The organism is Xanthomonas sacchari (assembly GCF_040529065.1).
GTDB classification, from domain to species: Bacteria; Pseudomonadota; Gammaproteobacteria; order Xanthomonadales; family Xanthomonadaceae; genus Xanthomonas_A; species Xanthomonas_A sacchari.
In genome coordinates this window covers 2,843,258-2,856,122 of sequence record NZ_CP132343.1, presented here as the reverse complement: position 1 = coordinate 2,856,122, position 12,865 = coordinate 2,843,258, and the positions used below count along the sequence as shown (strand labels likewise).

General features: G+C 67.1%; 13 protein-coding genes. 8 read left to right on the top strand and 5 right to left on the bottom strand.

Annotated features, from left to right (window positions below; genetic code table 11):
* Positions 1–55: 55 nt before the first annotated feature.
* The 5 genes from RAB71_RS11965 to ykgO form a co-directional block, all read right to left on the bottom strand.
* Positions 56–1,336 carry a TraB/GumN family protein gene (locus tag RAB71_RS11965; RefSeq protein WP_029562079.1) on the bottom strand — a complete coding sequence of 427 codons (1,281 nt, stop codon included), beginning with the start codon at positions 1,334–1,336 and terminating at the stop codon, positions 56–58.
* 156 nt (positions 1,337–1,492) lie between these two features.
* Positions 1,493–2,377, bottom strand: a complete 885-nt coding sequence (locus tag RAB71_RS11960; RefSeq protein WP_010342884.1) for a carbon-nitrogen hydrolase — start codon at positions 2,375–2,377, stop codon at positions 1,493–1,495.
* A 143-nt stretch (positions 2,378–2,520) separates the two neighbouring features.
* Positions 2,521–3,558, bottom strand: coding sequence for an agmatine/peptidylarginine deiminase (locus RAB71_RS11955; protein WP_010342885.1), 1,038 nt, complete (start codon positions 3,556–3,558; stop codon positions 2,521–2,523).
* A 90-nt stretch (positions 3,559–3,648) separates the two neighbouring features.
* Positions 3,649–3,978 carry a hypothetical protein gene (locus RAB71_RS11950; RefSeq protein WP_010342886.1) on the bottom strand — a complete coding sequence of 110 codons (330 nt, stop codon included), beginning with the start codon at positions 3,976–3,978 and terminating at the stop codon, positions 3,649–3,651.
* 127 nt (positions 3,979–4,105) lie between these two features.
* On the bottom strand, positions 4,106–4,231 hold the full coding sequence (ykgO, locus tag RAB71_RS11945) for a type B 50S ribosomal protein L36 (RefSeq protein WP_010342887.1): 126 nt from the start codon (positions 4,229–4,231) through the stop codon (positions 4,106–4,108).
* 172 nt (positions 4,232–4,403) lie between these two features.
* Between ykgO and cmk the strand changes: the two genes are divergently transcribed.
* The 8 genes from cmk (at position 4,404) to galU (ending at position 12,706) form a co-directional block, all read left to right on the top strand.
* Positions 4,404–5,075 carry a (d)CMP kinase gene (gene cmk, locus RAB71_RS11940; RefSeq protein ID WP_010342888.1) on the top strand — a complete coding sequence of 224 codons (672 nt, stop codon included), beginning with the start codon at positions 4,404–4,406 and terminating at the stop codon, positions 5,073–5,075.
* 227 nt (positions 5,076–5,302) lie between these two features.
* A complete protein-coding gene (gene rpsA / locus RAB71_RS11935; RefSeq protein WP_010342889.1) occupies positions 5,303–6,982 on the top strand; it encodes a 30S ribosomal protein S1 in 1,680 nt (559 codons plus the stop codon).
* A gap of 80 nt (positions 6,983–7,062) precedes the next feature.
* On the top strand, positions 7,063–7,368 hold the full coding sequence (locus tag RAB71_RS11930; protein WP_010342890.1) for an integration host factor subunit beta: 306 nt from the start codon (positions 7,063–7,065) through the stop codon (positions 7,366–7,368).
* A gap of 73 nt (positions 7,369–7,441) precedes the next feature.
* The gene (locus tag RAB71_RS11925) at positions 7,442–7,741 is read left to right on the top strand and encodes a LapA family protein (protein WP_010342891.1); all 300 of its coding nucleotides are present in this window, start codon (positions 7,442–7,444) and stop codon (positions 7,739–7,741) included.
* Positions 7,742–7,747: 6 nt separating this feature from the next.
* Entirely contained in the window at positions 7,748–8,926 is a 1,179-nt protein-coding gene (lapB, locus tag RAB71_RS11920) for a lipopolysaccharide assembly protein LapB (protein ID WP_010342892.1), read from the top strand.
* The gene (locus tag RAB71_RS11915) at positions 8,926–9,915 is read left to right on the top strand and encodes a glycosyltransferase family 4 protein (RefSeq protein WP_029562080.1); all 990 of its coding nucleotides are present in this window, start codon (positions 8,926–8,928) and stop codon (positions 9,913–9,915) included. The genes lapB and RAB71_RS11915 overlap by 1 nt, the downstream gene beginning before the upstream one ends.
* Positions 9,915–11,825, top strand: a complete 1,911-nt coding sequence (locus RAB71_RS11910) for a nucleoside-diphosphate sugar epimerase/dehydratase (RefSeq protein ID WP_029562081.1) — start codon at positions 9,915–9,917, stop codon at positions 11,823–11,825. Before RAB71_RS11915 ends, RAB71_RS11910 begins: the two co-directional genes overlap by 1 nt.
* Positions 11,825–12,706, top strand: a complete 882-nt coding sequence (gene galU, locus RAB71_RS11905) for a UTP--glucose-1-phosphate uridylyltransferase GalU (protein ID WP_029562082.1) — start codon at positions 11,825–11,827, stop codon at positions 12,704–12,706. The genes RAB71_RS11910 and galU overlap by 1 nt, the downstream gene beginning before the upstream one ends.
* Positions 12,707–12,865 lie beyond the last annotated feature (159 nt).

Sequence of the window (12,865 nt, the reverse complement as noted above, 5' to 3'; positions counted from 1 at the left end):
TCCCACAAAGGCGAAACCCGCGCGGTGACAGTTGCCGTCGCCGCGCGGCGGGTGTTCAACCCGCCAGCTTGCCGAAGATGCGGAAGCCGGCCAGCCACACGCCGAGCATGCTGCCCAGGTTGGTCAGCAGGAAGGTCAGCACCACCCGCGAGACGCGGTTGCGGTACCAGCCGCGCAGGTTCTGCGCATCGTCGCGCAGGGCCAGGAAATCGCCATAGGCCGGCTTGCGCATGTGCACCTCGACCAGGGCGCTGAACGCCCCGGCGGGCACGCCGGGGCGGAACGGCTTCAGCGGCGCGGCGATGGCGCCGGCGATCACGCTCAGCGGATGGCCGCCGGCGAGGATGCAGCCCAGCCCGGCCAGGCCGCCGGTGAACAGCACCCACTGCAGCAGCAGGTCGGTGCCCAGCGCGAAGCCGCCGTGCCAGTAGCCCCAGGCCACGCCGCCCAGCACCAGCGCGGTCAGGGTCAGGGTGATCCATGGCACCTTCTTCTTGGTTTGCACCTCTTCCAGCGCCTTGCGCAGCGTCGCCGGGTCGTCCTGGTCGCCCTGCAGATGCCGCGCCAGTCCGGCCAGGTGACCGGCACCGACCACCGCCAGCACCTCGCGCACGCCGGTCGACGGCGCGCCCTCCAGCGGTTCGGCATTGTCGGTCAGCGGCAGCGCGCGCTGTTGCGCCCGTTCCTCGCGCAGGCGCGTGGCCATGTAGCGGTCGCGCTCGGCGATGATGGTTTCGTACAGCGCCGGACTCTCGCTGGCGAAGTCGCCGAAGCTGGCCTCGAGCATGTCGCCCTGCTTGAGCTTCTCGATCTCCGCCTCGCCGACCTCGTCGGAGGCGAACAGGCCGCCGAGCAGGCCGCTGGCCAGCTTCAGCTTGCCGAAGAAGCCGAGCCGGCTGGACGCGCGCTTGAAGGTCAGGCCGACTTCGCGATCGACCAGGTACACCGGCAACTGCCGTTCGCGCGCCAGCAGCACCGCGCGCTTGAGTTCGGCGCCGGGTTCGATGCCCAGTTGCTCGGCCAGGCGCCGCTGGTAGGCGGCCAGCGCGAGGTTGGCGGCGAACAAGGCCACCCGGCCCTTGCGGATCACCTGCACCAGGTCCAGCTTGGTCAGTGCGTCCGGATCGGTCAGCGCCTGCAGGCGTTGCGGATCCAGTTCCACCGCCACCGCATCGAAACGGCCGCTGCCGATCGCCCGTTCCACGGCAGCGACGCTGGCCAGGGACACGTGCGCGGTGCCGAGCAGGGTGTAGCGGATGCCATCGCGTTCGACGATGCGGTACGGCTGGCCGTCGAACAGCGCATCGTCGCCGTCGGCCTGGGAAAGTTCGTTCATTCCATCACTCATCGGAGGGCGCCTCGTCGGCGCCGGGGCTAAGCGGGCATGGGGGGTGAGGGCATCGGCCGCGACAGGCATGGGCGCCTGCCGCCGGGGCGGGCTGCGTCGCAGCCCGCGGCGCGGCGCATGCGAGGACCGGGGCGGCGCTGCGGGTCAGTCGATGTAGCGTTTCAGCAGATCGCCGTAGGCATCGATGCGGCGGTCGCGCAGGAACGGCCAGATCCGCCGCACGTGCTCGCTGCGCTGCAGGTCGACGTCGCAGACCAGCACGGTCGGCTCGGCGCCGGCCTCGGCAATGAACTCGCCCTGCGGACCGAGCACATGGCTGTTGCCCCAGAACTGGATGCCCGATGCGCCCAGCGGCGACGGCTCGTGGCCCACACGGTTGCAACTCAACACCGGCACGCCATTGGCCACTGCATGGCCGCGATGGCTGAGGATCCAGGCATCGCGCTGGCGTTCCTGCTCGGCCTGTTCGTCGTTGGGGTCCCAGCCGATCGCGGTGGGATACAGCAGCAGTTCGGCGCCGGCCAGCGCCATCAGCCGCGCCGCTTCCGGGTACCACTGGTCCCAGCACACCAGCACGCCGAGGCGACCGACCGAGGTCTGGATCGGGGTGAAGCCCAGATCGCCCGGGGTGAAGTAGAACTTCTCGTAGAAGCCCGGATCGTCGGGGATGTGCATCTTGCGGTATTTGCCCAGCAGGCTGCCGTCCGTTTCGAACACCACCGCGGTGTTGTGGTACAGGCCGGCGGCGCGGCGCTCGAACAGCGAGCCGACCAGGACCACGCCATGGCGCTTGGCCAGCGCGCCCAGGCGCTCGGTGCTGGGGCCGGGAATCGGCTCGGCCAGGTCGAATTCGTCCACCGACTCGTGCTGGCAGAAGTACGCGCCGTTGTGCAGTTCCTGCAGCAGCACCAGCTGCGCGCCCTGCGCGGCAGCCTCGGCCACACGCGATTCGATCGCTGCCAGGTTCGCCGCGGCGTCGCCGTGGTTGCGCTCCTGGATCAGCGCGACGGAAAGAGTGTTTCGGCTCATTGCGGAATCAAGGTTCGCGGTAAACCGGCATGGTAGCGCGGATGGCCGCGCGGCAGGTTCCAGGGAGATGAATCCCGCGCCGCGCGTGGCCGCAGCACGGGCGTGGTCGGCGCTGCGCCGGCGTGCGGCGCAGCGGCGGCGGCTCAGTCCGCGAGCAGTCCGGCCGGCAACTGCATGGTGATGCAGTGCAGGCTGCCGTTCTGCCAGATCAGCGCACGGCAGGGAATCGGCACGATTTCGTGCTGCGGGAAGGCCTGCGCCATCACCGCCTGCGCCTGCGCATCGGCCGCGTCGCCGTAGGCCGGCATCAGCACCGCGCCGTTGACGATCAGGAAATTGGCGTAGGAGGCGGCCAGGCGCCGGCCCTCATCGATGACCGGCTGCGCCCACGGCAGCGGGAACAGGCGATAGGGCGCGCCCTCGGCGGTACGCAACGCCGCCAGTTCGGCGCCCATCGCCTGCAGCTCGGCGTAGTGCGAATCGCCGGCGTCGTCGCAGGCCTGGTAGACGATCGCGTCGGTCCCGGCGAAGCGGGCGAGGGTGTCGATGTGCGCGTCGGTGTCGTCGCCTTCCAGGTAGCCGTGGTCCAGCCACAGCACACGTTGCTGTGCCAGCCAGTCGGCCAGGTCGTGGCTGAGCGATTCGCGGCTGCGCTGCGGGTGGCGCTCGTGCAGGCATTGCCAGGTGGTCAGCAGGGTGCCGGCACCGTCGCAGTCGATGGCGCCGCCTTCCAGGGCGAAATCGATGCGGCGCACGGCGCTGTCGGCGAACAGGCCCTGCTCGGCCAGCACGCTCACCAACTGATCGTCGCGGCTGGCCTGGAACTTGCCGCCCCAGCCAGTGAAGCGGAAATCCAGCAACTGGAAGCCGCCGCCGGCGCGCGCCAGGGTGATCGGGCCAGAATCGCGCAACCAGGTGTCGTCGTACTCGGCCTCGACGAAGCGCACCCGCTGCATGTCCACCCGCGCTGAGCGCAGCCGCGCCTCGGCATAGATCTGCAGGTCGGCATCGGCCACGCAGATCAGCACCCGCTGGAAGCGCACGATCGCCGCGACCAGGGCGATGTAGGTCTCCTCGACCTCGGCCAGGCGTTCGGCCCAGTCGGTGCCGGCATGCGGCCAGGCGATCAGGATGGCGGACTGGGGCTCCCATTCCGCGGGAAGGCGAAGACGATCAGACATTGCGACCACTACTCACGTGTTGCCGGGGGACGCCCGGCGGTTATCTACGTCCCCGCACAGACATGTGCGGGTGTTTGCCCGGGACGCGCGCTAGCGGATCGCCGGCTTCGGGCCGATCTCGTTGGGATCGGCCTTGTTGGCGACCACGTCCACCACCTTCTGTTTCTCGAAGTACACGGTGAAGGCCGGATAGACCCAGCGGTTGATGGTCGGCCACTGCCGCTTCTGTCCGCCGCGCGGCTCCAGCTTCTGCTGCGGGGCGCCGTAGCGCGCCTGCACCTGGGCCATGCTCAGGCCGCGGGTCGGCAGCGCCGCCGCGGGTTCTTCCTTGACCCGGTCGACCAGCAGGGTCTCGGCGTGGGCGCCGCCGGCCAGGCCCAACACGGCCAGCAGCGGCAGGACGGACAGACGATGCTTCATCACGTGTACTCCCCAGAGGACGAACGCCGATTACAGCAAACTTCGGCAACAAAAAACCGCCCGAAGGCGGCTTTCGTCGACGACCGGCCACCGCTGCGCGCGGTGCGGCAGGGCAGGCCGGGTCGGATCAGCGCTGACGCGCCTTGAAACGGGGGTTGGACTTGCAGATCACGAAGACCTTGCCGCGGCGGCGGACCACCTTGCAGTCGCGGTGACGGGCCTTCGCCGACTTCAGGGAGGACAGGACTTTCATGGCACACCTCGGCGTAAACTTGTGGATTCGAAGGAGGGCGGCACGGCCGAAACCATGGCGCGGGATCAGTAAGCCGGCGATTGTAGCCTGGTTTTCTTCATGGTTTCAACTGCTTGCGCCAGCCCGGCCGGCGTCGGCGCTACAATGCGCCGCCCCCCGTCCGAGGAACCGCATGAACGAGCCCGCTCCCGTCCTGACCATCGATGGCCCGTCCGGGGCCGGCAAAGGCACCGTCAGCCGCATCGTCGCCGCCCGCTTGGGCTGGCATTACCTGGATTCGGGGGCGCTGTACCGGGCGGTCGGGGTCGCGGCCAGCTGGGCCAATCTGGACATTTCCGATGCCGCCGCCCTGGTGCGCTGCACCTTCGATACCCGTGTGGACTTCGACGAGGTCGCCGGCGGCGGTCTGCGGGTCCGGATCAACGGCGCCGACGCCACCGACGAGTTGCGCCTGGAGACCACCGGCGCGGTGGCCTCGGCGATCGCCGCCATCCCCGAGGTGCGCGCGGCGCTGAAGCAGCGCCAGCGGGCCTTCCGCACCCCTCCCGGGCTGGTCGCCGACGGTCGCGACATGGGGACGGTGATTTTCCCCGACGCCCCGTACAAGGTGTTCCTGACCGCCAGCGCCGAGGAGCGTGCCCAGCGCCGGCATAAGCAGTTGAAGGGAAAAGGGGTTTCGGTTATATTCGACGACCTGCTGCGCGAGATCATGGCCCGCGACGCACGCGATGCCCAACGCGCGGTGGCCCCGCTGAGGCCGGCAGACGATGCCGTCCTTCTCGATACCACCGGCATGGACATCGACCAGGTGGTGGGCCGCGTCCTGCAGTTGCTGCCGGTCTGAGCGGCACGCAGGCAGCAGCAGGGCGGCATCGTCATGGATGCCGCCGGTTCCTCGCAACACCCGCAACATCCATGTTCCACCGATAGCGTCAAAGGCTCCGCTGCGCAATCCCGCGCTGCGGTTTTTCCATTCCACACCCGGCCGCTGTTCGGGCCGACTAACAGGTGGACAGTCGCTGTTTTCCAGAAGAAAACGCCCTGTCCGTGTGTCCACTAGAGTAATTTCAAATGACCGAATCTTTTGCCGAACTGTTCGAAGCCAGCCAAGCCAACCTGGCCAAGCTGAAGCCCGGCGCCATCGTCACCGGTACCGTCGTGGAAGTCCGCGGCGACGTGGTGGTGATCAACGCCGGCCTGAAGTCCGAAGGCATCGTGCCGATCGAGCAGTTCCGTAACGACGCTGGCGAAATCGACGTCGCCGAAGGCGACCTGGTCAAGGTCGCGCTCGACTCGCTCGAGAACGGCTTCGGCGAGACCGTGCTGTCGCGCGAGAAGGCCAAGCGCGCCATGGTGTGGGACGAGCTGGAAGAAGCGTTGGAGAAGAACGAGACCATCACCGGCCGCATCAGCGGCAAGGTCAAGGGTGGTTTCACCGTGGACATCAAGGATGTCCGCGCGTTCCTGCCCGGTTCGCTGGTGGATGTGCGCCCGGTGCGCGACCCGGCCTACCTGGAAGGCAAGGAACTGGAGTTCAAGCTGATCAAGCTGGACCGCAAGCGCAACAACGTGGTGGTCTCGCGTCGTGCCGTGGTCGAGAGCGAGCACTCGGAAGAGCGCGAGCAGCTGATGGACAAGCTGCAGGAAGGCGCGATCCTGAAGGGCGTGGTCAAGAACCTGACCGACTACGGCGCGTTCGTGGACCTGGGCGGCATCGATGGCCTGCTGCACATCACCGACATGGCCTGGAAGCGCGTGCGCCATCCGTCCGAAGTGGTCAACGTCGGCGACGAGCTGGACGTGCGCGTGCTGAAGTTCGATCGCGAGCGTAACCGCGTCAGCCTCGGCCTGAAGCAGCTGGGCGAGGATCCGTGGGACAACATCGCCCGCCGCTACCCGGCCAACAGCCGCGTGTTCGGCAAGGTCTCCAACGTCACCGATTACGGCGCGTTCGTCGAGATCGAGCCGGGCGTGGAAGGCCTGGTGCACGTGTCCGAGATGGACTGGACCAACAAGAACGTCAACCCGTCCAAGGTCGTGCAGGTCGGCGACGAAGTCGAAGTGATGGTGCTGGACGTGGACGAAGAGCGTCGCCGCATCTCGCTGGGCATGAAGCAGGTCGCCGCCAATCCGTGGGAGACCTTCGCCGCCACCCACAAGAAGAACGACAAGGTGTCCGGCCAGATCAAGTCGATCACCGACTTCGGCATCTTCATCGGCCTGGACGGTGGCATCGACGGCCTGGTGCACCTGTCCGACATCAGCTGGAACACCACCGGCGAAGACATCGTGCGCAACTTCAAGAAGGGCGACACGCTGGAAGCCGTGGTGCTGGCGGTGGACCCGGAGCGCGAGCGCATCAGCCTGGGCGTCAAGCAGCTGGAGCAGGATCCGTTCGGCCAGTACATGGCCGCCAACCCGAAGGGCTCGAAGGTCGAGGGTGTGGTGCGTGAAGTGGATGCCAAGGGCGCCACCATCGACCTGGCCGACGGCATCGAAGGCTACGTCGCCGCACGCGACATCGCCAACGAGCGCGTCGACGACGCCAGCCAGCACCTGAAGGTCGGCGACAAGATCGAAGCCAAGTTCGTGGGCATGGACCGCAAGGGCCGTACCCTGCAGCTGTCGATCAAGGCCAAGGACGATGCCGAAATGCGTGAAGTGCTGGAGGAATACCAGTCCGCGTCGGGCGGCACCACCCAGCTGGGCGCGCTGCTGCGCGCGCAGTTGAACGGCAACAAGTCCGAGTAATCCGCCACACGCAGCGTTACTGGCACGGCCCGGTGTTCCCGGGCCGTGCCAGGTTGCGACCCCACTGCACGCATCCGTAAATGACCAAATCCGAACTGATCGAAATCCTGGCGCGCAAGCAGGCGCATCTGAAGTCGGACGACGTCGATCTGGCGGTGAAGTCGTTGTTGGAAATGATGGGCGGCGCCCTGTCCGGCGGCGATCGCATCGAGATCCGCGGCTTCGGCAGCTTTTCCCTGCATTACCGGCCGCCGCGCCTGGGACGCAATCCCAAGACCGGCGAGTCCGTCGCGCTTCCCGGCAAGCACGTGCCGCATTTCAAGCCCGGCAAGGAGCTGCGCGAGCGCGTGAGCGGCGTCGTCCCGGTCGAATCCGACACGCCCTGAGCCCGGCGTCCGGCGCTTGCCGGAATCCACGCCTGTTCGGCTAATCTAGTGTCTCCCGACGCTGGAGTTGCTCATGAAGATTGCACGACTGCTGATCCTGCTGGTGTTGCTGTTGGCCGGCCTGGTCATCGGGTCGCTCAATTCGCAGCCGATCCAGATCAACTTCGTGTTCTCCAGCATCGCCACCACCTCCGGCATCGCCATCATCGTCTCGCTGTTCGCCGGCGTGCTGATCGGCGCCTCGCTGGTCCTGGCGGCCCTGGTGATTCCCCTGTACGCCAAGCTGCGTCGCGCCAACAAGGCCGCGAACGCCGCTGCGCCGGCCGTCGCGCCGGTCTCCCCCCATGCCCACCAGCCCTTGGACGGACGCTGATCTTCGATGGACTTTCTGACCGAGTGGTTCTGGTTCTTCCTGTTCCTGCCGCTGGCGGCGCTGAGCGGCTGGGTGATCGGTCGCCGTGGCGGCCAGCGTCATGGCGATACCCAGGTCAGCCGGCTCTCCAGCACCTATTTCCGCGGCCTCAACTACCTGCTCAACGAGCAGCCGGACAAGGCGATCGAGCTGTTCCTGCACATCGCCGAACTGGACAAGGAAACCTTCGAGACCCAGGTCGCGCTGGGCCACCTGTTCCGTCGCCGCGGTGAGGTCGACCGGGCCATCCGCCTGCACCAGGGCCTGGTCCAGCGCGGCGACCTGAGCGACGCGCAGCGCGTGCAGGCCTTGCTGGCGCTGGGCGAGGACTACATGAAGTCGGGGCTGCTGGACCGCGCCGAAACCGTGTTCACCGAACTGGCGCAGATCGACCAGCGCGCGCCGCAGGCGCTCAAGCACCTGATCGGCATCTATCAGGCCGAGCGCGACTGGGAAAAGGCCATCGACAACGCCACCCGCTACGAAGAGGTGACCGGCGAGCCGATGGGCAAGCTGATCGCCCAGTTCGAATGCGAACTGGCCGATCGCTATCGCGCCTCTGGCAAGAACGACCTGGCGCGCGCGGCGATCGCACGCGCCTACCAGGCCGACGCCAAGTCGGTGCGCGCCGGCATCCTGGAAGGGCGCATCGATGTCGACGACGGCAACGACGAGGCCGCGATCCGCGCCTTCGAGCGCGCCGCCCGCCACGACCCGGACTACCTGCCGGAAATCATGCCGGCGCTGATGGAATGCTACCGCCGCGGCCAGGACCTCAGCGGCGCGCGCGCGTTCCTGTCGGAGATGACCGAGCACTACCGCGGCATCGCCCCGGTGCTGGCGCTGACCCGCCTGATGGAGTCGCAGGAAGGCATTTCCGCTGCGCGCTCCTATCTGGGCCGGCAGCTCAAGGACCGGCCGTCGGTGCGCGGCGAGTCCGCGCTTATCGATCTGACCTTGGCCGAGGGCGCCGATTCCACCGCGACCCTGCAGGATCTCAAGCACATCACCGACCAGCTGCTGGTGCGCAATCCCAGCTACCGCTGCACCCGCTGCGGCTTCGGCGCGCGCACCCATCACTGGCAATGCCCAAGCTGCAAGGAGTGGGGCACGGTCAAGCCGTTGCTCAACTACGCGGTGGTGTAGTGCCCATCGCAGGAGCCGCGCTGCTCTTGGCGCTCGGGGTGTTCAGCGCGGCCAGCACCTGGCTGTCGCGCCAGTACGCACTCAAACGCAAGTTGATGGATGCGCCCGGCGAGCGGCGCAGCCACACCGTGGCGACGCCGCGCGGCGGCGGTGTGGCGATCGTGGCGGCGGTGCTGCTGACCTGCGGCTGGGCGGCCCTGCAATGGCCGCAGCACGGCGCGGGCATCGCTACCGTCGCCGCCGGCATTGTTCTGGTCGCTGGCGTCGGCTGGTGGGACGACCACCGTTCGTTGTCGGCGGCATTGCGATTGCTGGTGCATATGGTGGCGGCGACTCTGCTGGCTGCACTTGTCTACAAGGCGAGCCAACCGCTGTGGGTGGTCGCGCTGGTGTGGTTGGCGGCGGTTTCGTTGATCAATATCTGGAATTTCATGGATGGCATCAATGGCCTGGCCAGTAGCCAGGCGATGTTCGCCGCCCTGGGATTCGCCTGGTTGCTGCCTGAGCCGCTGCGTTGGCCATGCTGGGTGCTGCTGGTGGCCTGCGCGGGATTTTTGCCGTTCAACTACCCGCGAGCACGCATTTTCCTCGGCGATGTCGGCAGCGGCGCGCTCGGTTACCTGATCGCTGCGTTGTTCGCCTGGTGCATCGTCGCCGGCGGGCAGGCACCCTGGCTGCCGGCCTTGCCGCTGTCGGCCTTCGCCATCGACGCAGGCTTCACGCTCGCCTCGCGCATGCTCGCCGGCGAACGCTGGTGGCAACCGCACGCGCAACATTTCTATCAGCGTTGGGTACACACCGGCAGTAGCCATACTGTCGTCACGCTCGCCTACGGTCTGTTCAGCATTGTCGCGATTACAATTGCGCGGCTGGGCAGACCGCTGGATGCGGGCCTCCAGGCCGGTCTGACGATCGCCTGGTTCTGTTCGGCAGGTGTGCTTTGGCTGGCTTTGCGCAACCGGATGCGCCGAACTCTTACGGATTACTGATGCTTTCCACGCGCGACCGAGTTACCGAGTTGTTTCCGAAGGCCTCCGTGGTCGTCCACGATCTGGCCATCGTCTGGGTCTGCTGGCAACTGCTGCACGCCGCGCGCTACACCATGCTCCCCGGCGAGCATCCGTTGCCGCTGTGGAACCTCAACACCGCCATCGTACTGGTGGCCCAGGGCCTGGTGTTCTGGAAGGTCGGCCTGTACCGCGGCCTGTGGCGCTTCGCCAGCGTTCCCGACCTGCTCAATATCTTCAAGGCCAGCTTCTATGGCCTGGTGGCGATCGTGCTTGGGCTGGCCTACAGCCGTTTCGATGCGATCCCGCTGTCGGTGCTGATGGTGTATCCGTTCGCGCTGTCGGCGCTGCTGGGCGCGCCGCGGCTGCTGTATCGCGCCTGGAAGGACTACCAGATCGCGCACTCGGACGACACCGCGCGGCGAGTGCTGATCGTCGGTGCCGGCCGTGCGGCCGAGGCATTGGTGCGCGACCTGCGCCGTTCCGGTGCCTACCAGCCCGTGGGATTCGTCGACGACGCCGGCCATCTGCACGGCGCCAAGCTGCAGGGCCTGCCGATCCTGGGCCGCATCGACGAGGCCGGCGCGATCGCCAAGGAGACCGCGGCCAAGCTGCTGGTCATCGCGATTCCGTCGCTGGACGCGGCCGGCATGCAGCGCGTGGTGGCGATCTGCGAAAGCACCGGCCTGCCGTTCCGCACCGTGCCGCGCCTACTCGACGTGCTCGACGGCCATTACCTGCCGGGCGAACTGAAGGAGGTCGCGATCGAGGACCTGCTCGGGCGCAAGCCGGTGACCCCGGACTGGAAGCTGATCAAGGGCTGGCTGTCGGGGCGTACCGTGCTGGTCACCGGCGCCGGCGGCTCGATCGGCTCGGAACTGTGCCGGCAGTGCGCGCGCCACGGCGCACGCAAGATCGTGTTGCTGGAGATCAGCGAACTGGCGCTGATCACCATCCATGCCGACCTGCGCCGGACCTTCCCCGATCTGGAGATCGACTGCGTGCTCGGCGATTGCGGCGATCCGGCGGTGATCCGCCACGCCATGCAGGTGGCCGAGCCGGACGCGGTGTTCCATGCCGCCGCCTACAAACAGGTGCCGCTGCTGGAGCAGCAGTGCCGCGAGGCGGTGCGCAACAATGTGCTGGCCACCGAGAACGTGGCGCGTGCCTGCGTCGCCGCCAAGGTCTCGACCTTCGTGTTCATTTCCACCGACAAGGCGGTCAATCCGGTCAATCTGCTCGGCGCGTCCAAGCGCTATGCGGAAATGGTGTGCCAGTCGCTGGACGACCAGGCGGTGAACACGCGCTTCGTGACGGTGCGCTTCGGCAACGTGCTCGATTCGGCGGGTAGCGTGGTGCCACTGTTCCGCGAGCAGATCCGCCAGGGTGGCCCGGTGACGGTGACCGATCCGCAGGTGACGCGCTACTTCATGACCATTCCCGAAGCCAGCCAGCTGATCGTGCAGGCCGCGGCTTCCGCGTCGCATGGCGCCATCTACACCCTGGACATGGGCGAGCCGGTGCCGATCCGTCTGCTGGCCGAGCAGATGATCCGCCTGGCGGGCAAACAGCCCGGGCGCGACATCGCCATCGTCTACACCGGCCTGCGGCCGGGCGAGAAGCTGCACGAAACCCTGTTCTACGCCGACGAGAACTATCGGCCCACCTCGCATCCGAAGATCCTGGAAGCGGGCGTGCGCAGCTTCTCGCGCGAGGACGTGCTGCGCGGCGTGCAGCAGCTGCGCACCGCGGTGGCCGATTACGACAGCGACACCATCGAGAAGGTGTTGCGCATGACCATGCCGGAGTTCGCGCCCTTGCGTCAGCAAGACGGTCACGACGGCTCCGCTACCATCGTTCCATTCCCCGCACGCGAGGCCAGAAGGCTCTGATGAGCAAGAGAATCCGCAAGGCAGTATTCCCGGTTGCAGGTTTGGGTACCCGCTTCCTTCCCGCCACCAAGACGGTTCCCAAGGAAATGTTGCCGATCATTGATCGGCCGCTGATCCAGTACGCCGTGGACGAGGCGATCGAGGCCGGTTGCGACACCCTGATCTTCGTCACCAACCGCTACAAGCACGCAGTCGCGGATTATTTCGACAAGGCCTACGAACTGGAGCAGAAGCTGGAGCGTGCCGGCAAGCACGAACAGCTGGAAATGATCCGCCACGTGCTGCCCGATGGCGTGCGCGCGATCTTCGTGACCCAGGCCGAAGCGCTGGGTCTCGGCCATGCGGTGCTGTGCGCCAAGTCGGTGATCGGCGACGAGCCGTTCGCAGTGCTGCTGCCGGACGACCTGATCTGGAACCGCGGCGACGGCGCGCTGAAGCAGATGGCCGATCTCAACGAGCGCAGCGGCGCCAGCGTGATCGCGGTGGAAGACGTGCCGCACGAGAACACCGCCAGCTACGGCATCGTCGCCACCGAGGCCTTCGACGGTCGCAAGGGCCGCATCGCGCAGATCGTCGAGAAGCCCAAGCCCGAAGACGCGCCGAGCGATCTGGCGGTGGTCGGTCGCTACGTGCTCAGCTCGAAGATCTTCGAACTGCTGGAAAGCACCGGCACCGGTGCCGGCGGCGAGATCCAGCTGACCGACGCCATCGCCGCGCTGCTGAAGAGCGAAGAGGTCGACGCCTATCGCTTCGAGGGCACCCGTTTCGATTGCGGTACCCACCTGGGCCTGGTCGAGGCGACCATCCGCTTCGCGCTGGAGAACAAGAAGCTGGCCAAGCCGGCGCGCGAGAAGCTGACCCAGATGCTTGCCGAGGAGTGAGCCTGGTGCCGCGCGTCGCTGTAGGCGGCGCGCTGGCCAAGAGCTTCAGGCACTGATTCGATCCAAATAGGTCGAATCAGGTGACAAACAGAAAAGGCAGCCGTGAGGCTGCCTTTTCTGTTTGTGCGCTGGTCTGTACAACAACGCGTGGTGCCGGAC